Annotated in this window: 19 protein-coding genes; 6 read left to right on the forward strand and 13 right to left on the reverse strand. The window is 73.7% G+C overall.

What is annotated here, in order from left to right:
* Nucleotides 1-6: 6 nt before the first annotated feature.
* Nucleotides 7-2634 (reverse strand): phosphoenolpyruvate carboxylase, encoded by a 2628-nt coding sequence (locus tag ACGFIS_RS23950; RefSeq protein ID WP_392972524.1) that lies wholly within the window; start codon nt 2632-2634, stop codon nt 7-9.
* A gap of 96 nt (nt 2635-2730) precedes the next feature.
* Here ACGFIS_RS23950 and ACGFIS_RS23955 point away from each other — a divergent pair, with 96 nt between their 5' ends.
* The 4 genes from ACGFIS_RS23955 to ACGFIS_RS23970 all read left to right on the forward strand — a co-directional run bounded on the left by ACGFIS_RS23955 (nt 2731) and on the right by ACGFIS_RS23970 (nt 7076).
* Nucleotides 2731-4323, forward strand: coding sequence for an acyl-CoA carboxylase subunit beta (locus tag ACGFIS_RS23955; RefSeq protein ID WP_392912196.1), 1593 nt, complete (start codon nt 2731-2733; stop codon nt 4321-4323).
* A gap of 30 nt (nt 4324-4353) precedes the next feature.
* Entirely contained in the window at nt 4354-4599 is a 246-nt protein-coding gene (locus ACGFIS_RS23960; RefSeq protein WP_392972526.1) for an acyl-CoA carboxylase subunit epsilon, read from the forward strand.
* Between the two features lie 92 nt (nt 4600-4691).
* On the forward strand, nt 4692-5744 hold the full coding sequence (locus tag ACGFIS_RS23965) for an NYN domain-containing protein (protein WP_392972528.1): 1053 nt from the start codon (nt 4692-4694) through the stop codon (nt 5742-5744).
* A gap of 111 nt (nt 5745-5855) precedes the next feature.
* Nucleotides 5856-7076: a YncE family protein gene (locus tag ACGFIS_RS23970; protein ID WP_392972530.1), complete on the forward strand. Its 1221-nt coding sequence runs from the start codon at nt 5856-5858 to the stop codon at nt 7074-7076.
* 70 nt (nt 7077-7146) lie between these two features.
* Here the strand turns inward: ACGFIS_RS23970 and ACGFIS_RS23975 are convergent, their stop codons facing one another.
* From ACGFIS_RS23975 to ACGFIS_RS24030, 12 genes are all read right to left on the reverse strand, one after another.
* A complete protein-coding gene (locus tag ACGFIS_RS23975; RefSeq protein ID WP_392972532.1) occupies nt 7147-8223 on the reverse strand; it encodes a hypothetical protein in 1077 nt (358 codons plus the stop codon).
* A 55-nt stretch (nt 8224-8278) separates the two neighbouring features.
* Nucleotides 8279-11389 carry a BTAD domain-containing putative transcriptional regulator gene (locus ACGFIS_RS23980; protein WP_392972534.1) on the reverse strand — a complete coding sequence of 1037 codons (3111 nt, stop codon included), beginning with the start codon at nt 11387-11389 and terminating at the stop codon, nt 8279-8281.
* Nucleotides 11390-11453: 64 nt separating this feature from the next.
* A complete protein-coding gene (locus ACGFIS_RS23985; protein WP_392912237.1) occupies nt 11454-11912 on the reverse strand; it encodes a TadE/TadG family type IV pilus assembly protein in 459 nt (152 codons plus the stop codon).
* A complete protein-coding gene (locus ACGFIS_RS23990; protein WP_392912239.1) occupies nt 11909-12358 on the reverse strand; it encodes a TadE family protein in 450 nt (149 codons plus the stop codon). The genes ACGFIS_RS23985 and ACGFIS_RS23990 overlap by 4 nt, the downstream gene beginning before the upstream one ends.
* On the reverse strand, nt 12355-12747 hold the full coding sequence (locus ACGFIS_RS23995; RefSeq protein WP_392912241.1) for a TadE/TadG family type IV pilus assembly protein: 393 nt from the start codon (nt 12745-12747) through the stop codon (nt 12355-12357). The genes ACGFIS_RS23990 and ACGFIS_RS23995 overlap by 4 nt, the downstream gene beginning before the upstream one ends.
* 56 nt (nt 12748-12803) lie before the next feature.
* Nucleotides 12804-13028 (reverse strand): Flp family type IVb pilin, encoded by a 225-nt coding sequence (locus ACGFIS_RS24000; RefSeq protein WP_392912243.1) that lies wholly within the window; start codon nt 13026-13028, stop codon nt 12804-12806.
* Between the two features lie 51 nt (nt 13029-13079).
* Nucleotides 13080-13997, reverse strand: a complete 918-nt coding sequence (locus ACGFIS_RS24005; RefSeq protein WP_392912245.1) for a type II secretion system F family protein — start codon at nt 13995-13997, stop codon at nt 13080-13082.
* A complete protein-coding gene (locus ACGFIS_RS24010; RefSeq protein WP_392912247.1) occupies nt 13994-14992 on the reverse strand; it encodes a type II secretion system F family protein in 999 nt (332 codons plus the stop codon). Before ACGFIS_RS24010 ends, ACGFIS_RS24005 begins: the two co-directional genes overlap by 4 nt.
* Before the next feature lie 49 nt (nt 14993-15041).
* Entirely contained in the window at nt 15042-16343 is a 1302-nt protein-coding gene (locus ACGFIS_RS24015) for a CpaF family protein (RefSeq protein ID WP_392972536.1), read from the reverse strand.
* Nucleotides 16344-17405: a hypothetical protein gene (locus ACGFIS_RS24020; RefSeq protein WP_392972538.1), complete on the reverse strand. Its 1062-nt coding sequence runs from the start codon at nt 17403-17405 to the stop codon at nt 16344-16346. It lies immediately after the preceding gene.
* Nucleotides 17406-17407: 2 nt separating this feature from the next.
* Entirely contained in the window at nt 17408-18361 is a 954-nt protein-coding gene (locus tag ACGFIS_RS24025; protein ID WP_392912253.1) for a hypothetical protein, read from the reverse strand.
* Between the two features lie 260 nt (nt 18362-18621).
* A complete protein-coding gene (locus ACGFIS_RS24030) occupies nt 18622-19326 on the reverse strand; it encodes a TetR/AcrR family transcriptional regulator (RefSeq protein ID WP_392912255.1) in 705 nt (234 codons plus the stop codon).
* Between the two features lie 113 nt (nt 19327-19439).
* Between ACGFIS_RS24030 and ACGFIS_RS24035 the strand changes: the two genes are divergently transcribed.
* Nucleotides 19440-19928 carry an SRPBCC family protein gene (locus ACGFIS_RS24035; protein ID WP_392912257.1) on the forward strand — a complete coding sequence of 163 codons (489 nt, stop codon included), beginning with the start codon at nt 19440-19442 and terminating at the stop codon, nt 19926-19928.
* Nucleotides 19929-20028: 100 nt separating this feature from the next.
* The gene (locus tag ACGFIS_RS24040) at nt 20029-20970 is read left to right on the forward strand and encodes an NAD-dependent epimerase/dehydratase family protein (RefSeq protein WP_392972540.1); all 942 of its coding nucleotides are present in this window, start codon (nt 20029-20031) and stop codon (nt 20968-20970) included.
* Nucleotides 20971-21006: the final 36 nt, after the last annotated feature.

Raw genomic sequence — 21006 nt, forward strand, 5'->3', positions numbered from 1 at the left:
CACAGGTCAGCCGGTGTTCTGGAGGCCTGCGGCCACGCCGTTCACGGACAGGAGGAGCAGAGCCTCCAGGTGGGCGCGTTCCTCGTCGTCCGAGACGCCGGCGCGGAGGGCCGTCAGGGCTCGTAGCTGCAGGTGGGAGAGGGCGTCCACGTAGGGGTTGCGCAGTTCCACGGCTCGGGAGAGGACGCGGCGGTTCTCCAGGAGGCGTTCGTGGCCGGTGACCGCCAGGACCAGGCGGCGGGTGCGGTCGTACTCGGCGAGGACGGTCTCGGTGAGTTCCGGGCGGTCGCCCAGGGCCAGGTAGCGTTCGGCGATCGCGCGGTCCGACTTGGCCAGGCTCATCTCGGCGTTGTCGAGGAGGGTGTTGAACAGGGGCCATGCCTCGTAGGCGTCGCGGAGTCCGGTGAGGTCCTTGCCGTCGTCGGAGACCGCGGCTAGGCCGCTGCCCAGGCCGTACCAGCCGGGAAGGTTGACGCGGGTCTGCGTCCAGGCGAACACCCACGGGATGGCTCGCAGGTCCTCCAGGCCCTGCGCGGCCTTGCGGCGGGACGGGCGGGAGCCGATGCGCAGCCCGGAGATCTCCTCCAGGGGGCTGACCTGGGTGAACCAGGCGGCGAAGTCCTCGGTTTCGATGAGGCCGCGGAACGCCGCCCTGGCGGCGTCGCTGATCTTGTCGGCCAGGGGGCGGAAGCGGGCGGCGGCCTCGCGGGCGCGGTCCTGGACGGCGTCGGTGGAGGCCAGCAGGACGGCGCTGGTGACCTGCTCGACGTGCCGCTTGGCGATCTCGCGGTGGCCGTAGCGGGCGAAGATGACCTCGCCCTGCTCGGTGACCTTGAAGCGGCCCGCGACCGAGCCCGGCGCCTGCGCCAGGATCGCCCGGTTGGCGGGGCCGCCGCCGCGGCCGAGGGAGCCGCCGCGGCCGTGGAACAGCGTCAGCCTGACGTCGTTGCGGGCGGCCCAGGCGGCGAGGGCCTCCTGGGTGTCGTAGAGGCGGAGGGTCGCGCTGGTCGGGCCTAGCTGCTTGGCCGAGTCGGAGTAGCCGAGCATGACCTCCAGGCGGCGCCCGGTGGCGTCCAGGCGGTCCTGGACGGCCGGGATCCGCAGCATCCCGTCGAGGACGGACGGGGCGCGTTCGAGGTCCTCGCCGGTCTCGAACAGCGGGATGACGTCCAGGACGGGGGCGCCGTCGCCGAGGGAGGCGGCGAGTTCGTGGACGTTGGCGATGTCGTCGGCGGAGCGGGTGAACGAGACGATGTAGCGGTGGCAGGCGCGGACCCCGAAGCGGCCCTGGATCCAGGCGACGGTCCGGAGGGTTTCGAGGATCTCCTCGGTCATCTCGGACGTGTCGGACTGGTCGGCCTTCAGCTCGGCGAGGGCCTTCTCGTGGAGTTCGGAGTGCTGCCGGATCTCCAGTTCGGCGAGGTGGAAGCCGAACGTCTCGACCTGCCAGACGAGGTGCTGGACGCGTCCGTACGCCTGCCGTGCGGCGCCCGCGCCGGCCAGGGAGTCCTGGACGGCGCGCAGGTCGGCGAGAAGTTCGTCCGGGGAGGGGTAGGCGAGGTCGGCGTCGCGGTCGCGGGTCGCGGCGATACGGGCGGCGGCGTACAGGAGGAACTGGCGGTGCGGCTCGCCCGGTGAGCGCTTGGCGATCTCGCGGAGGTGGGACGGGTGGGCGGTGCGTGCGGCGGCGAGGGCGCCCAGAAGGTCCTTGGAGGCGGGTGTCGTGGCCTCGTGGACGGTCAGTTCCCGGCCGATCCGGGCGCAGGCGTTCTCCAGGGCGCGCAGGATGTGATCGGCCTGGATCATGACCGCGTCCCGGGTGATCTGCGCGGTGACGTAGGGGTTCCCGTCGCGGTCGCCGCCGATCCAGCTGCCGAAGCGCAGGTACGGGCGGGCCTTCGGCGGCCGGGTGCCGTCGTCGCCGGGCTGCAGGGCGCGGTCCAGGGCCCGGTAGATGTGCGGGACGACGCGGAAGATCGTCTCGTCGAACGCGGCCATCGCGGTGCGGACCTCGTCGAGGGGGTCGAGCTGGGTGCCGCGGCGCAGCGCCGTCCGCCACAGCAGGTCGATCTCCTCGCGGAGGCTCCGCTCGATCTCCTCGCGCTCGGTCGCGCCGGGGGCGTCGTTCAGCCGCGTCATCAGGTCGCTGATCCGCTGGATGGCGGTGACGACCGCGCGGCGGCGGGCCTCGGTCGGGTGGGCGGTGAAGACCGGGCGGAACTCCAGGCCCTCGATGAGGCCGTCGAGCCGGCCGTCGGTGGAGGCGCGGATGTGCTGGACGGTGGCGGCCACGGAGCCGGGGACGGTGTCGCCGGTGTCGCGTTCCCGCAGCGTCCGGATGCGGTGGTGCTCCTCCGCGAGGTTCGTCAGGTGGAAGTACACGGTGAAGGCGCGGGCGACCTGCTCGGCACGTTCCAGCGTCCAGCCGTCGACGATGGCGGCGACGTCCGAGCCGGCCGTCTCGCCGCGACGGGCGGCGATCACCGCGTGGCGGAGCCGTTCGACGTCGTCCAGCAGCCCCTGGCCGCCGTACTCCACGAGGCCGTCGCCGAGCATCGCGCCGAGGAGCCGCACATCGCGGCGCAGCGGTTCGGGCAGGTCCTGCCGAAAGATCTCACGCGTCTTCGTAGCCACCCGCCCAAGCCTAACCAGGCGTGGTCACGCGGGGTCCGTCCCGGTCGGCGACCCCGCGCGCACCTGCGTCATCAGCGGCCGGTTACTCTGGCCCGCATGGCGACGGAAGCCCCTGAACCCCCGGTGGAGTACGACCTCCACACCACGGCGGGAAAGATCGCGGACCTGGAGCGGCGCAGGTACGAGGCGGTGCACGCGGGATCGGCGCGTGCCGTCGAGAAGCAGCACGCCAAGGGCAAGATGACGGCCCGGGAGCGGATCGACGCGCTCCTGGACCCCGGCTCGTTCGTCGAGTTCGACGAGATGGCGCGGCACCGCTCCACGAACTTCGGGATGGAGAAGAACCGTCCCTACGGCGACGGCGTGGTCACCGGCCACGGCACGGTGGACGGCCGTCCCGTCGCGGTGTTCAGCCAGGACTTCACCGTCTCCGGCGGCTCCCTCGGCGAGGTCTTCGGCGAGAAGATCTGCAAGGTCATGGACCACGCGATCAAGACGGGCTGCCCGGTGGTCGGCATCAACGACTCCGGCGGCGCGCGGATCCAGGAGGGCGTGGTCGCGCTCGGCCTGTACGCCGAGATCTTCAAGAGGAACGTGCACGCGTCCGGGGTGATCCCGCAGATCTCGCTCGTGATGGGGCCGTGCGCGGGCGGCGCCGTGTACTCCCCCGCGATCACCGACTTCATCGTCATGGTCGACCAGACGTCCCACATGTTCATCACCGGGCCGGACGTGATCAAGACGGTCACCGGCGAAGAGGTGACGATGGAGGAACTGGGCGGCGCGCACTCGCACAACTCCAAGTCCGGTGTCGCCCACTACCAGGGGTCGGACGAGGACGACGCGATCGAGTACGTCAAGGCGCTGCTGTCGTACCTGCCGTCGAACAACCTCGCGGACGCGCCCGCGTTCGGCGTCCCCGTCGACCCGGCGGAACTCGTCGAGGAACTCGACACCCTCGTCCCCGACTCGCCCAACCAGCCGTACGACATGCACACCGCCATCGAGCACGTGCTGGACGACGGCGAGTTCCTGGAAGTGCAGGAGCTGTACGCGCCGAACATCATCGTCGGGTTCGGGCGGGTCGAAGGCCATTCGGTCGGCGTCGTCGCCAACCAGCCGATGCAGTTCGCGGGGACGCTCGACATCGACGCGTCGGAGAAGGCCGCCCGGTTCGTGCGGACCTGCGACGCGTTCAACATCCCGGTGCTGACGTTCGTGGACGTCCCCGGCTTCCTTCCCGGCACCGACCAGGAGTGGAACGGGATCATCCGGCGCGGCGCGAAGCTGCTGTTCGCCTACGCGGAGGCGACCGTCCCGCTCGTGACCATCATCACGCGCAAGGCGTACGGCGGCGCCTACGACGTCATGGGGTCCAAGCACCTCGGCGCCGACATCAACCTGGCGTGGCCGACCGCGCAGATCGCGGTGATGGGCGCGCAGGGCGCGGTCAACATCCTGTACCGGCGCGACCTGGCCGCGGCGGACGACCCCGACGCCCGCCGCGCCGAGCTGATCACCGAGTACGAGGACACGCTCGCCAACCCCTACATCGCGGCCGAGCGCGGCTACATCGACAACGTGATCAAGCCGTCCGAGACGCGCGGGCAGGTCGTGCGGGCGCTGCGGGCGCTGCGCGAGAAGCGCACCACGCTGCCGCCCAAGAAGCATGGGAACATCCCGCTCTGACCCGACCCTCCCAGGAGGTCAGGAGATTCCGTGACCGCTGACAGCAAGCCCTTCCTCCAGATCGTCCGGGGCGATCCCGGCCCGGAGGAGATCGCGGCGCTCGTCGCCGTGCTGACCGCCCGCGCCCGGGCCGCCGCGGCCGCCCGGGACGGGGACGGCGGCGCGGCCAGGCCATCGCGGTGGGCGGACCGCTCCCGGCTCGTCCGCAGCACGTTCGCGGGCGAACTGCGGCCGCGCGGCGCGGGCGCGTGGCGGGCCGGCGGCCTGCCGCGCTGACCTCCGGGCGGGAACCCCGTCCCGGCCGCCGGAGCGATGTGTAACCGCGGTTCACGCCCAGCGGGGGCCCGGCACGAATAAGGTGGAAGGTCATGGCCACCTCGGAGTTCGTCCCACAGCCAGCGCGATACGCCGTCTTCGTCGACGCGGGGTATCTTTACGCGGCCTCGGGTGCCCTGTTGCTCAGCTGCGGGTCCAGGCGCGAGTACCGGGTCGCCGCGGAGAAGCTGATCAAGGCGCTGACCGCGCACGCCGACGACCAGGTGGCCGGCGAGCTGCTGCGGGTGTACTGGTTCGACGCCGCGCCGAAACGGCAGCCGACGGTCGACCAGCGCGTCATCGCGAACCTGCCGCTGGTGAAGCTGCGGCTGGGCAACCTGAACGCGCAGGGCCAGCAGAAGGGCGTGGACGCCCAGCTGCGCGCCGACCTGGAGGCCCTTGCCCGGCACCGCGCGATCACCGACGCGGTGCTGCTGGCCGGTGACGAGGACATGCTGCCCGCCGTCGAGGCCGCGCAGCGCTACGGCGTCCGCGTGCACCTGTGGGGCGTCGAGCCGACGCACGGCTCGAACCAGGCCGAGTGGCTGGTGTGGGAGTCCGACACCGTCGAGGTGCTGCCCTCCGATTTCCTGCGCCCCTACTTCACCAAGGCCAAGGTGCTTCCGGTGCCCGCGCCCGGCAGCGCCGCCGCCGTCCGCGACGCCGCGGCCGCCGCGCAGCGCACGAGCCCCGTCCCGTCGCCGTCGCAGGTGTTCGCGGGACGTCCCCCGGCGGTCAAGCCGTCACCGGCGGCCGTCCGCACCACCGTCCCCGTCCCGGCCGGTGCGACGCCCGCGACGGTGGCCGCGTCGATGAACTCCACCGCGGCGACCGACGGCAAGCTCGGCCCCGACCGCGACCACATGCTGGAGATCGGTGAGCATGTGGCACAGAAGTGGATCTTCGAGCGGGGCCGGGACAACATCCGTGACCTGCTGCCCGGCCCGATCCTGCCGCCCGTCATCGACAAGGAGCTGCTGATCGAGGCGGAGAAGGAGCTCGGCGGCTCCCTGCGCCCCTACCAGGAGGCCCGCACCTGGCTGCGGGACGGCTTCTGGGAGCGCGTCTACCGCGAGTTCGGCATCGGCATCGGCAAGTCCGACTGACTCCCCCGCGGTTCCGGCCGTCCCCCTGCGACGATCAACACGTTTCGCAATTGACCGGACACGGGGAGTCGTCTCTCGGTAAGGTCCCCGCCGTGTAAGGGGGACCGTTGCATGGGGTGTCGAGGAGGACGATCACGGGCCGCCGCGCTCCCGCTCACCGCGGCCCTCGCACTGACCTGCGGTGTTCTGGCCGGGTGCGAGTCGCCCGTGCCGTTCTACCCGCCCGGGGAGGGCGCCCCGGGCCGGCCGGTGGTCGGGCTCGGCGGGCCGGCGCCGTACCTGAGCCCGCGTCCCGGCAGCGCGACGCCCGACCCGCCCGGCGGCGGCGACGGCGGCGTCCCGGTGGCGCCGGCGGGCGGGCACGCCTACGCCGCCACCGGCCCGGGGATGATCGCGCCGCACGCGCGAAGCATGCCGCCCCGGCTGTACGTCGCGCACGGGCCGTTCATCGACGTCATCGACCCGGACACCCTCCAGATCGTCGGGCGGCTGTACACGGGGGCGCCGGCGTCGCGGCTCGTGCCGTCCTGGGATCTGCGGCGGCTGTGGGCCACCGGCCGGACGCACGGCATGCTCGTGCCGGTCGGGCCGCACGGCCCCGAGCGGGGCCGTACGGTGAACGCCACGGGCACCACCGGGCTCTACTTCACCCCGGACGGGCGGAACGCGCTGGTCCTGTCCCGCCGGTCGCGCCGCGTCGACGTCCGCGACCCGGACACGATGCGGCGCAGCGCGTCGGTGCCGATGCCCTGCGCCGCCGGGCACGCCGACTTCACGCTGGACGGTTCGTCGCTGGTGACGACCTGCGCGTCCGCCGGTGCGATCGCCCGCGTGGACCTCGCGGGCCGCCGGGTCTCGGGGACGATCCGGCTGCCGGACGGCGCGCGTCCCGGTGACCTGCGGTTGTCGCCGGACGGCACCCTGTTCTACGTCGCCGACTCCGTCAAGGGCGGGGTCTGGCTCGTCGACGCCGGACGGTTCGCCGTGCTGGGGTTCGTCCGTACCGCGCCGGGCGCGCGCGGCCTGTCCATCGGCCGGAACGCGCGCCGCCTGTTCGTGGCGGGCGGCGGCATCCTCGCCGCCGTCGACTTCGGCACCCGGCGGGTCACGTCCCGCTGGCCGCTGCCCGGCGGCGGCTCACCGATACCGGGCGGGGTGTCGTCGGACGGGACGGCGCTGTGGCTCGCCGACCCCGCCGGCCTCGTCTACGCGGTGTCCACCCGGACGGGGCGGGTCCTGCGGAAGGTCAGGGTCGCGGGGCGCCTGGCGGGCCTGCGCCTCCACCCGCAGCCGGGCCGGTACTCGCTGGGCGGAACCGGCCTGTTCCGCTGACCCGCCGTTCACCGGCGGCGTGTCGTGACTCCACGCATCCGGTGCATCAAGACTCCACACATCCGGAGCGTCAATCAGTGGTGAGCAGCGCCGGCTTGCCGTCCTCATTGCGTGCCAGGGCCCAGGCGGCGCCGCCGGGGGACGCGGCGATGTCCGTGGCGCCGGTCACCGAGCCGAGGACCACCTCGTGCCAGGTGCCGCTCTCGTAGCGGAACAGGCCGAGGCGCGGGTCGCCGCTCATCCGGGCCGTGACCCATACGGCGCCCGCGCCGTCCACCGCGATGTCCTGGAGTTCGCTGGTGCCCTCGGGGGCGGGCGCGGCGGTCCACGCGGTCCCGTCCCAGTGGGCGATCTCGCCGCGGGTGACCACCCATGCCCGGCCGGGTCCGGACGGGGCCACCGCGACGATCCGGGCCATGGGGCCGGATTCGCGGTGCGGGAGGACGCTGGTCCAGGAGTTCCCGTCCCAGTGGGCCAGGGCGGGAAACTCCGGCCTGCCGTAGGTGTTCCGGGACGGCTCGGTCTGCCCGACCGCCCACGCGTCGGTGGCGGTACGGGCCTCCACGTCGTTGACGTAGCGCAGGTCCTCGGGGATCGGAGTGCCGGTCCACCCGGCGCCGGAGCGGCGGTGGAGGGAGTCCCCGGTCGTCGTGCTGATCCCCGCCCACACGCCGGCCGGTCCGGCACGGAGCACCTGGATGCTCCCCCCGGACGGACCGGCCTCGGGGACGAAGGCCGACCCGTCGAACCTGGCCAGATAGGCGCCCGCCGTATCCTGCCGCCCCAGGATCCAGGTCTGGCCGTCTCCGGCGGCGATCTGGCGGATGAAGCCCTGTCCGCTCCACCCCTGAATGGGGTACTCGCGCCAGCCCGAGCCGTCCCACCGGCGGACGACCGGGTTGCCCGCGCGGTAGATCAGGCAGGGGGTCATGGGGGCCACCTGGATGCAGATCTCACCCTGCCTCCCGCTGATCCACACCTGGTCGGGCGCGGCCGCGGCGACGTCCAGCAGGGACGCCTCGTCCCAGAAGAACGGCAGCGTGGCGGCGTGCCACGGCCCGTCCGCGGACGCCGGTCCCGCGGTGAGCGACAGGGCAAGGGCGGCGGCCGCGCAGGAGGCGGCGACCCGGGTGAGAGCGCGTGTCATGGCGATCATTATCGGCGCTCCGCCATAAAGACGCCAGTGTTCACTGGAAGAATCTTCAGGCCGTGGCATGGCGCCATTGCGGCGACAGTTCCTCCATCAGCGCCTCCGTCTCGGGCTGGAGCCGGTCGAGCAGCGGGTCGCGGCCGACGCGGCCGCGCAGCTCGTCCACCACGATCCGGACCTGGGCCTGGTCGCCGGTGGCGTGGGTCGCGCGGAGCAGGTCACGCCACAGGCCCTCGTCCTCGGGCGCGAGCCGCAGCCCCGCGCGGGCCGCGCCGACCGCGCCGCGCGCGTCGCCGTCGTCGAGCCGCAGCACGACGAGCCGGTGCGCGACGTCGATGACCCGCGCGGCCGCCTCGTACTCCAGGTCGTGGTCGGCCAGCCACGCGTACCGGCCGCGCGGCCGGTCGGCGAGGAGCGGGCCGCGCACGAGGTCCAGCGCGTACGCCATGTAGGCGGTCTCGGACGCGGGCTCGGCCGCCGACCGCCACACCAGCCAGCGGAACACGTTGAGGTCGACCCGGACCTCCGAGCCGAGCCTGATCCGGCCGCGCTCGTCGTGGTAGAGGTTCGGCCGGCCCCGCGTGTCCCGGCCGAGCCAGTCCGACACGCGCGCCACGCACGCGTCGCGGACGCCGGCGCTCGCCCCGCGCGGCCAGATCGCGCCGGACAGCACCGTCGGGTGGACGCCCTCCGGATGCGCCGCCAGGTACACCAGCAGTTCGGTGCAGAGCGCGCGGCGGTCGTCGTCCATCGGGCCGGACGCGTCGACCTCGATCGGACCGAGCAGCCGGATGTCGACCGACGACTGCTGAGCGGTCGGCGGCTCCGGCCCGCCGGCCAGGCCCGGCAGCTCGACGGATTCGAGCCGGCCCGCCGTCCGGAACAGCTCGAACACGCCGCGGTAGTCGTCGTCGCCGACCAGCTGCGCGTCGACGTCGAAGCCGAGGACGCCGGCCTGGAGGCGGCCGGCCTCGTCGACGTCCCACGTCCACGTGGCGCCCTGCACGTCGCCGGGGACGAGGTACCCGGCGGCCATCCGGGTGCCGGTGCGGGCGAGCGCGACGAGCCGGTCCGCCTCCCGTTCCGACGGCCGGTCCGCCATGATCAGGTAGTGCGGCATCCACGCCTCGCCGAACACGCCGCGGCAGCGGCCGGTGAGCACCGAGTCGACGCCGGACGCGGCGAGCGCCTGCCGCACCTCCTCGCTGCGTCCCTCCAGCTCCGGCAGCGCGTCCGCGAGCGTCGGCACGGAACGGATCCGGTCGGGCGCGATCTCCGCCAGGCCTTCGCCGAGTTCGCCGCCGAACCCGACGAGCGTGATCCGCATGTGGTCGGACCAGCGGTTGGTGGCCAGCTCCATCGCGACCGCGGACAGCACCGCCCGGCGGGTGTCCTCGGGGCCGCGCAGCGCGATCAGGCCGTGCGCGGCCTCCAGGTCGACGAGGATGCGGCCGTTGTCGTTGGTGCCGATCGACACCAGGCCCGGGTAGGGGGCGAGGACGTCGCCGAGGTCGGCCGCCTCCAGCCCGGCCAGCGCGTCGCCGTGCAGCCGCCACACCTGGCCGTCGTCGTACGGCTGCCACGGCGCGGGCGGGTTCTGGTCGGCGGGCGCGATCCACAGGTCGAGGCTGCCCTGCCCGGCCTGCGCCGCGTCGCTCGATGCGGTGCCGATGTGCACCCCGTACACGGTCGGGAGGGCACGGCCGCCCGCCGCCATCGACTTCGACAGGTGCCGCAGCCCGAGGTCGAGCAGCCGGACGGCCTCGTCGTCGGCGCCGAGCCGCAGCGCCCGCTCCGTCCCGGCCGCCTCCCCCTCCGGCCGGACGACCATGGTCCCGAACGCGCGGTTCCACAGCTGGACGCGGCGCCGCCGGCCGAGGACGGCGAGCAGGCCGGCGGCGAGCAGCGACGCGGCCGCCAGGCCGTGCGGCCAGCCGATGCCGGACGCCGTGCCGGTCTCGTCCTGCTGGTCGAGGCCCTGGCCCGGCACGGACGCGCCGCCGCTTCCGGCGTCGCCGCCCATCTCGCCGGACGGGCCGCCGTGCACGGGTGGCTGCGCGGGTTCCGGTTTCCGGGTCTCCGGTTTGCGGGTCTCCGGGGTCTGCGTGACCTCGGGCTGCGGCGCGGTCGGCGGAGCCTGCGACACCGACGGCTGCGGCGCCGTCGGCGGCGCCTTCGACACGGGCGGCTGCGGGGCGGTCGGCGGGGCCTGGGTCACCGGCGGCTGCGAGACGGGCGGCGGGGCGGGCTGCTGGGGCTTCGGCTCCGCCTCCGGGGCCGGTTCGGGCGCCGGTGCGGGCTCCCGCGGCTTCTCCGGCTTGTCGGGGACGGCGTGCCCGTACCGGAAGTACTCGTCGAGGTCCCCGGCGGGAATGACCTTCGCACCCTTGGCGTCCGCCGGCATCTCCAGGATCCAGCCGGGACGGATCAGGCTCGCGATGGTCAGCCGCGTCCCGTCCGGCTGGATGTGGCCCTTGTTGAGGGCGAAGATCTCCTTGTAGCGGCGTCCCTCGCCCAGGCACTTCTCGGCGATCTCCCACAGGCTCTCGTGGTGGCGTCCCTCCGGCGGCTGCACCCGGTAGATCTTGGTGGTGGCGGCCTTCTCCAGCGGTTCGGCGGCGAGGTCCGCGGCGACCCGGTCGGCGACGGCCGTGCGTTCCGGCGCGGCCGGGATCCGGTGGAACTCCTGCGACTGCGTCTGCACCGGCGGCCGCTGCGACAGACCGCCGGCGCCCGAGAACGCCGGCATGATCGCGGTGGTGGCGGTGAACAGCAGCAGCGCCGCCACGACGAGCCGGTGCACCAGCGACTGCGTCCCGCCGGCGAGCGGCACCCGCGCGGGCACGCCGACCCCGCGGATCCCCGCGTACACCTCGACGGCCACGCACACCGCGAGCTGGAGCCACGCGAGCCACACCAGCGCGACGAGGATGGCGATGAGCGAACCCGGGCCGACCCGCTGCGTGAGGTCCGACGCGGACGGCACATGGTCCGGCAGCGGCGAGCCGAACAGGATGAGCAGCGCGGCCGGGACACCCGCCATGAGCGCCGACAGCGCCACGACCGCGCCGATCCCCGCCAGGACGTCGCCCGCGCTGCGCTGCCTCTTGACCGGCTGCCTGCCGCCCCGGTCCGGGGGCCTCTGCCCTTGCCGCGTCACCATCGCGCCCCTGCCGTTCTCCGGTCTCCGGACGTCGCACAAATCGTAGGTCGGTTTCGCCTGGGACTCACGGGTCGATTCCTCCCGTGACGGGATGGGCGGTCGCGCCGGAGGTCATCCGGAACTCGCTGAAGCCGGGGATGATCCCGAGCAGCTGCGGCCGGACGGTGATCTGCACGGTGACGGCCACCTCCTGCTCGTCGGCGTCGCACCGGGACGCGGTGACCTGGTCGCGGTAGGCGGTGAGCAGGTCGCATGCGGCGGCGCGGGCGCGGGCCGGGTCGAGGACGGGTTCGCCGGTCTCCCGGAGCGCGTCGGTGTCGATCTGGTCGGCGCCGGCCCGGGCGGCCTGCTCGGCCATGTCCGCCGCGCGCTGCCGCGCGTGGATGGCGAGGCCGCCGTCGACGAGCAGCCCGGCCAGCAGGAAGACGATCGGGGTGAACAGCACGGTGTACAGCGCGATCGTGCCCCGGTCCCGGCCCCCGTCCCGGCCGCGACCCCGGCCGCGGGCCGTGCACCCGGTCATTGCCCGCCTCCGGGGTCTTCGGCGCCGCCCGCGTCCGTCCCCCGGTAGGTGAAGGTGTCGATGGGGGCGATCGCCTCGCCCTGGAGCCGTTTGCTGCCGGGCAGGCCGATGAACGACAGGTCACCGAGGTCGACGTCGCAGCTGATCGTCACGCCGACGCGGCCGCCCGGCCCCCAGTCGGACACGTCGGTCTGCACGATGGGCCCGCCCGAGCACCATTCCGTGCCGGTGAGACCGGCCGCGGCGGTCTCGGCGGCGAGGCGCTGTGCGGCGGGGGCGCTGCGGGCGATGGAGGCGGCGCGGACCGCGTCCCGCGCGGCCCCGTCCACCTGGCTCTTGGCGTCGACCATCCGGCCGGCGCCGGCGAGGAAGAGCAGGAACGCCACGAACAGCGGCGTGACCAGCACCATCTCCAGGGACATCGACCCGCGGTCCGCGATCTTCACCGGGCGGCCTCCGGTTCGCACGCGACGCCTTCGCCGACGTCGGGACGGAAGCACTCGATCGGCCCCTGGGACCGCTGCGACACGTGGAACTTCATGAACGGGATGACCGCCACCGCGTAGCCGCTGACCTCGACCCAGCGCTGGTCGCCGGCCTCCCCCGCCCGGACGTCGAGTCCGCTCAGCAGTTCCGGGCCGATCTCGCGGACGTCCCCGGCGGCCTTCGTGGTCGCCTCGTCCTGCCAGCCGCCGCCGACGGGCGCGGTCCGCGCGACGCGGGCGCCCGACTGCGCCGCCGCGAGCGCGACGTGCCGGGCGTGGAACACCATCGTGAACTGCACGACGATCAGCATCAGGAGGATGAGGAGCGGGGTGAGCAGCGCCCACTCCATCGACGACACCCCGGCGTCGGACCGCGGCGGCTCCGCATCCGCGGCGGGCCGCCGGGTCAGCTGCCGGTGTTGATGGTGTTGGCCTTGTCGGTGACCTTCTTCGTGATGACCGCGCCGATCGTGATCGCGAGCAGCGCCAGGATCGCGGTGATGATCGCCCATTCGATCGCGGACGCGCCCCGGTCGCGCTCGTCCGGCGCGCGCATCCGTGCGATCCGCGCACCGGCCATGGCGCGCAGATAGACGACGATCGGATCGTTCATCGGGTTGTGCGGACTCATCGCGGTACCTCCAGTGGGCCGTCACGGGGACTCTTCGGAAAGCGTGGGGACTCATGAGGCGAGCACCCGCATCAGGGCCGGGTAGGCCAGGAAGATCAGGAATCCGGCGCAGAGGAACAGCTGCGCGACGAGCATCGACTGGGAGCGTTCGCCCGCCTTGCCCTCAAGCTCCGACAGCTCGCGGCTGCGCATCGACGCGGCGCGGGCGGACAGGGACTTGCGGACCTGCGCCCCGTCGTCGGCGACGAGGGCGAGCGCCCCGGCGAGGTCGCGCAACTCGGCGATGTCGAGTTCCTCGCCGAGCCTGCCGAGCGACTGCCAGGGCGTCTGGCCGGTGATGCGGGCGTTGGACAGGGCGTCGCGGATGCGGTGCATGGCCCAGCCCTCACCGATGTTCGAGGCGGTCATCAGCGCCTCCGGCACACCGCGCCCGCCGGCGAGGTTCATCGAGACAAGGTCGAGGAACGCGCCGACGACGTGCCGGAAGTCCTGCCTGCGGGCCTGCGCCTCCTGCCGCAGCTGCATGTCGGGAAAGAAGAAGAACACGGCGGCGAACAGGATGCAGATCCAGACGGGAACGGCGACGGACGAGCCGAGCCCGAGCAGCGCGAAGTACGCGGCGATCAGCGGGATGAACAGCAGCGCGGCGGCGGGGAGCAGGAACTTCGTCGCGAGGAACGCCTCCATCGACCGCTCGGTGATCGCCAGGTCGGCGCGGACGGAACGCAGCCTCCAGCCGCGCGACTCGCAGAACCGCGCCAGCTCCCGTCCCAGTCTGGCGCGCAGCCCCCCGACCCGCTCCAGCGTCGGAGACATCCGGCCCGCCTGCTGTTCCTCCAGGTCGCGGCGGCGGGCGGCGTCGAGCGCGGCCATCCGCGCGGCGAGGCCGGGCCGCGCCGGGAACAGCGCCCTGGCGAGGACGTACAGGCCGAGGCCGACGACGGCGCCCGCGAGCATCGCGGCGTTCACTCCGCACCTCCTCCCGCGTCCATGGTGTGGCGTCCACGCAGCGGGAGTTCCTGCGGGCCGCCGGAACCGGGCCCGCCGCCCTGCCAGCCCGCCACGGTGCTCGGCACCTCGCCGGGCACGCCGGGCTGGACGGCCCTGCGCGGCTCGCTGAGGAACCGTCCCGGCAGCTCGTACTTCGACAACCTGCGCAGCCACAGGAACGCCGCCCCGTACAGCGCGACGACGATGCACAGGACGAGCTGGCCGAGGACGTCGTCGTACGGCTCGACGTAGGAGTGGTTGAACACGGCGAGGGCCAGGGCCGTCCCGACGGAGACGGCGACGACGATCCGGACGCTGCGCCGGGTGGACCGCCGGTCGGCCTCGACGCGGCGCCGCATGTCCAGTTCGGCGCGGGCGGAGTTCGCGAGGGCGCTGAGCATGTCGCGCAGGCCGGGGCCGCGGAGCTTGGCGTTCAGGATCAGCGCGGCGATCACCAGGTCGGCGGACGGGTCGTCCAGGTCGTCGGCGAACCGGCGCAGCGCCTCCGGCATCGGGACGCGGGTGTGCAGCCGGTCGACGAGGTTGCGCAGCGGCTGCTGCAGGGCGGGCGCGGCGGCGCGCTGCGACGCGGGGATCGCCTGTTCGAGGCCGACGGCGCCCGCGATGGTGTCGCGCAGCGACTCCGTCCAGCCGGCGAGGGCCTCCAGCCCCGCCATGCCCTTGCGTTCCTCGGCGGCGCCGCCGGCCAGGCCGTTCCAGGTGAGCACGAGCGCGCCGGTCCCGGCGGCGGCGATCGGCCAGCGCGTCACGATCAGCACGGCCACGCCGACGATGACGGCGACGGCGGTGCGGGTCGTGAGCGTCCTGACGAGGTCCTCGCGGCTGCGGACCTGGCGCCGCCCCCCGGACACGGGCCGCGGCGGCAGCCCGCGCACCGCGACGGCGAGGAGCAGCAGCCCGCCGCCCGCCACGGCGCCCGCGACGATCGCGAGGAGAACGTCCGGCGCGTACATCAGCGCCCTCCCCCGCCGGTGACGAGCCGCCCGCCGCCCCGGCACGCGTTCACCAGGCACCTCCGGCGGACGGGTCGTAGCCGTGGTCGGCGAGTTCGGCGGCGCACGCGATCGGCGCGCTCGGCACCGCGAACCCGCCGGGCCCGAGCGTGAACACCTCCGACGACAGGACCCGCCCGTCCACGCCGGTCACCTCCCGGATGCTGGCGACGTAGCGGCGCAGCCGCCCCCCGGAGGTGTACTCGTTGCGTTTCTCGATGAACACGACGAAGTCGATGGCGCCCGCGATCAGCATGTGGGTCGCCTCGACGGGCAGCCGCTCCTCCGACTGGATCGCGTAGGTCGCGATGCGGTTGAAGACCTCCACCGACGAGTTCGCGTGGATCGTCGACAGCGACCCGTCGTTGCCCTGCGTCATCGCGTTCAGCATCGTGACGATCTCGTCGCCGAGCACCTCGCCGACGATCACGCGGGACGGGTTCATGCGCAGCGACCGGCGGACCAGCTCCGCCATCGAGATCGCGCCCTGCCCCTCGGAGTTCGGGAGCCGCTGCTCGAACGCGACGCAGTTGGGGTGCAGTTCGGGGAAGGCGTCCAGGCCGAGTTCGAGGGCGCGTTCGACGGTGATGAGCCGCTCGTCCGCCGGGATCTCGTTCGCCACGGCGCGCAGCAGCGTCGTCTTCCCCGCGTTCGTCGCTCCGGCGATCATGATGTTCTTGCGGGCCTGCACGGCGGCGCGGAGGAAGTACCCGATCTCCTGGGGGAACGTCCCGTTGCCGACGAGGTCGGCGAGGAAGACCTTGCCGAGGCGTGCACGGCGGATCGACAGCGCCGGGCGGACCGTCACGTCCATCACGGCCGAGAGCCGCGAACCGTCCGGGAGCCGCAGGTCGAGCTGCGGGTTCGCGGTGTCGAACGGACGCGACGACAACCCGCTGTAGGCGGCGAGTATCTGGATCAGCTCGACCAGTTCCTCGTCGCTCTCGGCGACCGGCTCGCCCATCACCTCGCGCCCGTCGGCGTAGCCGATGAAGACGCGGTCGCAGCCGTTGATGTCGATGTTCTCGATCTCGGGGTCCTCCAGCAGCGGCTGGAGCCGGCCCACCCCGAACAGCGCCGCGTGCACCCCGGCCGCGAGCGCCTCCTCCTCTTCGGCGTTCGGCGGGCGGCGCCCGGAGGTGATCTCGCCGCGGGCGAACTCCTCCAGCACCTGGCCGATGAGGGCGCGGGCGAACTGCCGCTCGTCCTCCCCGGTCATCGGCGGGAGCCCGTTGGCGGCGTCGAGGCGGCGCTGCTGCGCCAGCCGGTCGCCGACCTCCTGGCGGAGGCGTTTGACGAGCCCGTGGTCCATCTAGCGCCTCCCCTCCTCGTGCCGTCCGCCCGCCGGGACCTGCCCGGTCGGCGGAGTCCGCTCGCTGGCCGGGACCTGCCCGTCCGCCGAAAGCCCCTCACCGGGCGGTGCCTGCACCGCGGGCGGGACATGCGGGCCGGGCGCCGGCGGTGGTTCGGGCGCCGGCCGGTACGGGGGCGGGACGTCGTGCCCGCCGCGGTCGTGGGCCGCGCCCAGGGCGGGCCGGGCCGACGCGAGGCGTCCGGCGAGTTCGCCCGCGACCTCGCGCGCCGACCGGATCAGCAGCGAGCGGTCCAGGCGCCCGCCCCAGCGGCCCGACAGCAGCTCGGCGCCCTTGGGGTCGAGGGCCAGCCCGCCGAGGACGGTCACGTCCGGCGGCGGGGGCCCCTGCTGAGCGCCCGCGTCCATCGGCCGGGCGCGGCCCCGCACCCCGGCGAGGATGCGGTCGACCTCGGCGATCGAGCCGCGGAAGTCGCGCGGGTCGGCGAGGACGAGCACCCCGACGGGCGGGCCGCCGCGCAGCTCCGACGTCAGCGCCGCGACGCGTTCGCGCAGGTGGGCGACCTGTTCGAGGGTGGCCCTGGTGAGCAGGACGACCATGTCGGCCTCGTGCATCAGCTCGGTCAGCGGGGTGCCGGCGCCGAGCCGCCCGCAGTCGGCGATCACGTCGACGGGGTCGAGTCCGGCGAACGCGCGGCCGAGCGGGCCCCACAGCCACGTCATCGCCTGCGCCTGCTCGGCGTTGGTGGTCCCGACGAGCACGTCGAGGCCGCCGACGAGCCGCTGGCAGTGCTCGGCGATCTGGTCGGGGCGCAGGCCGCGGCGGGCGGTGGCGGCGAGGCTGAGCAGCCCGCGGGACGGGTTGAGCATCCCGCCGTCCGCGGCGTGGCCCTGGGGGCCGTCGGCGGTGCCGGGGGCGGCGGGCAGCCGGTACACGAGGTCGCCGCCCGCCTGGTCGCACTCCGCGACCAGCACGGGACGCGGCCACACGGCGCCGAGGGCGACGGCCGCGGTCGTGACGCCCGGCGCCCCCTTGTCGGCCGCGAGCGCGATGAGTGCCACGGTCAGTTACCGCCCGCGCCCGGTGTCGGTGCCCCGCTCCCGCCCGTGCCCGGGGTGCCCCCGCCCGGCACCGGCACGGTGCCGCCGGGAGGCTCGGAGCCGCCGGGCTCCTCGTTCCCGCCCGGGTCTTCGCCGCCGGGCTCGGCGGGTGGGGCGGCGGCCTGCGCCCCGTCCGGGATGAGCGCGAGCGCGACCGCCCCGGCCGAGGCCGCCTGGGTCACCTGCGGCGCGTCGGCCGGCAGGACGGCGACGTCCACGCTGGTCTGGTCGGACCGCAGCCGGGTGCCGCCGAGGTCGCCCCCGCCGCCTCCGCCGGAGACGGCGACCACGATGGCGTCCCGGGCGAGGACGGTGCCGGCGCGCGGCCCGCCGTTCTGCCCGCCGCCGACCGCGTAGAGGGTGACGTGCTTGCCGACGGCGACGCCGCCGGAGGGGAACTGGCCGGGTTTGAGCGCGAGCCCGACGATGAGGCGGCCCATCGCCGGGGCGTCCGGGGAGCTGATCATGGAGTTGGTCAGCAGCGCGCCCTTGACCAGCGGGACCGCCGCGAGATGCCGGGCGACCTTGGCACGCTCCGACCAGCTGATGTACTGGATTCCGGTGTCGCCGACCTGGACCTCTTCGAGCGCGGCCGCCGGGATCTGCTGCCCGGCCGCGACCGGCTGCGCGATCCGGATCGCCGACACCCGCTCGCCGCTGGCCATCACGAGGTAGGCGCTCGCGAGGGCGCCGCCGAGGATGAGCAGCACCGCGAGCGCCGCCAGTGCCGGTTTGCGTTCGCGCGGGGAGGTGGGAAGCCGCTGCCCCCCGGAGGTGCCGAGCCCCGAGCGGCCGAGCCCCGGCGCGCCGCCGGACGAGCCCGCCGCACCGCCGGCGGCCGGACCCGCTCCGCCTCCGCCCGAGCCCGATCCGCCTCCGGCGAAGGTCGACTGGTTGGACTTCATCGCGCTGCCCACGCGCTCCTTCCCGCCCCTCCGCGGACCCGTTTCCCGGGATCCGCGCATCACCGAGCGATCCATGCTTGCGGGGGCGGCAAGGTCACGTCAATGGATTCGGTCGATACAAGCCGTCCATATCTGGGCATGGCTCGATGACCTGCGAATTCGTTGATCACCGGGTTGCTTACCATCAGTCACATCTGTCACTGACCACATCCTGGACGACTCCGGAGGCGCGCCGGAGGCCCCGCGGCGTCACGGTCGCGGCCCCCGCGGGGTCACGGCCGCAGGCCGACGAGACCCGCCAGCAGGGTCATGCCGTGGTCGAAATAGCCGGCCCGGTCGTCCTCCAGCACGGTGTTGAATTGCCCGAACAATTCAAAGCTGACCGTTCCGTACAAACCGGACCATGCCGTGAGGCAACGAATGATCACGTCGTCCGGGACGTCCATGAGGACCGCGGTGCGCACGCGGTCCAGGTCCGCGGCGATCGAGGGCGGAGGCGCCGGGGAGAATCCGGCCGGTTCGACGGCGCCGGCCGCGTGCGCCTCGGTGATGATCCGCGCGAGGACGACCGTGTCGCGCATGGCCGCGGGGACGGTGTCCTGCGGCGCCTTGTAGCCGGGGACGGGCGACCCGTACAGCAGGGCGTACTCGTGCGGGTGCTCCAGCGCCCACTCGCGGACGGCCCTGCAGACGGCGAGCCACCGTCCGGCGTAATCGTCGGCGCGCATGCCGGCGTCGGCGTTCTCGACCGCCTCGCCGACGGCGTTGTACCCGTCGATGATCAGCGCGGTGAGCAGGTCGTCGCGGCTCGGGAAGTACCGGTAGATCGCCGACGACACCATGCCCATCTCACGGGCGACCGCGCGCAGTGACAGTCCCCCGGCCCCCTCGGTGGCCAGCTGCCGCCTGGCGATCTCGGTGATCTCGCGGACCAGCTCCGCCCTGACGCGTTCCCGTGCCGTACGACCTGCGCTCATGGGGTCAGGCTAGCAGAGCGCCGCACCGATTCGAGAGCATTGCTCTTGACAACGCCGCTCTCAAAAGAGAGCATTGCTCTCGAAACAGAGCATCGAACCCGAGAGGGGCCCTCATGGCCGCCAGGAACCTCAAGACGCTGCGCGAGGAGTACGCGCTGCGCGGTCGAATCGACGAGAGCGCGCCCGTCACCAACTCGTCCGACATCGTCATCGACGCGCCGGTTCAGGAGGTCTGGGACGTCCTCGCCGACCTGCGCCGCTGGGAGACCTGGGCGCCCGGCTTCCGCATCCGCGCGCTGGACGCCGTGGAACCGGGCCGGGAGTTCCGCTGGGCACAGAACGGCACGCCGCTGCGGTCCCGCTTCGCCGTGGTCGACCCCGGCCGGGAGCTGAGCTGGACGGGCCGTTCCCTCGGCCTCTACCGGGCGGTCGACCGCATGGTCCTGACCCAGGAGGACGGGCGCACCCGGGTGACGCTCCAGGAATCGCTCGCCGGCCCGCTGGTCCGCCGGCTCTTCGGGGCGAGCAAGCTGCGCGCGGCCCACGAGACCCGCCTGAATGCCCTCAAGACCCACATCGAAACACCCCGCCACACGCGCTGAGCCGCGCCATGCCGCCCGTGTGAGACCGCGAAAAGGGGCGATGCCGCAGGTCGGCGAGAGAACTGGATCAACCGAACGAAACGGAAGACAGGAGAACGACATGGGCAGGCACGTGATCGTCGGAGCCGGGCAGGTCGGCGCCCACCTCGCCGAGCGGCTCGCCGGGGGCGGGCATGACGTCGTCGTCGTGACGCGGTCCGGGTCGGGGCCGGAGGGCGTCCGGCGGGTCGCCGCCGACGTCGCCGACCGGGCGCGGCTGACCGAGATCGCCAAGGGGGCCGACGCGCTCTACAACTGCGTCAACCCGCAGTACCACCGGTGGGCGCAGGACTGGCCGCCGATGGCCGCGTCCTTCCTCGGTGCGGCCGAGGAGACAGGCGCCGTCCTGGTCACGCTGAGCAACCTGTACGTGTACGGGCCGGTGGACGGGCCGATGACCGAAGACCTGCCGCTCGCGGCGACGGGAACCAAGGGACGGGTCCGGGCGAAGATGTGGCGGGACGCTATCGCCGCGCACCGGGCGGGCCGCGTGCGGGTCACCGAGCTGCGCGGCTCCGACTACTACGGCCCCCGGAGCACCGACCAGGCGTACATCGGCGAGACCCGGTTCGTGAAGCCGCTGCTGGCGGGCAAGCGCGTGCCGTACTTCAGCGACCCGTCGGTCCCGCACGCCTGGACGTACCTGCCGGACGTCGCGGAGGCCCTCGCCATCGCCGGGACGGACGAGCGGGCGTGGGGGCGGGCATGGCACGTCCCGACCGGCCCGGCCGTGTCCACGCTGGACGTCGCCGGACGGCTGTGCGAGGTCGCCGGCGCCCCGGCACCGCGCGTGTACGAGGTGCCGCGTCCCGTCTTCAACGCGCTCGGGCTCGTCTCGCCGATGATGAAGGAGCTGCGGGAGACCAGGTACCAGTTCGACAAGCCGTACATCCTGGACTCCTCGGCGTTCCAGTCCACGTTCGGGATGGCGCCGACGCCGATGGACGACGCCCTCAAGACCATCGTCGCCGCCCACCGGGAGTCGGAGAGGACGGGTAACTAAGCTGAGCGCGGTTGTCCCGAGGACGTCGGAGGGCTC

Source organism: Spirillospora sp. NPDC048824, assembly GCF_043198455.1.
Lineage (GTDB): Bacteria > Actinomycetota > Actinomycetes > Streptosporangiales > Streptosporangiaceae > Spirillospora.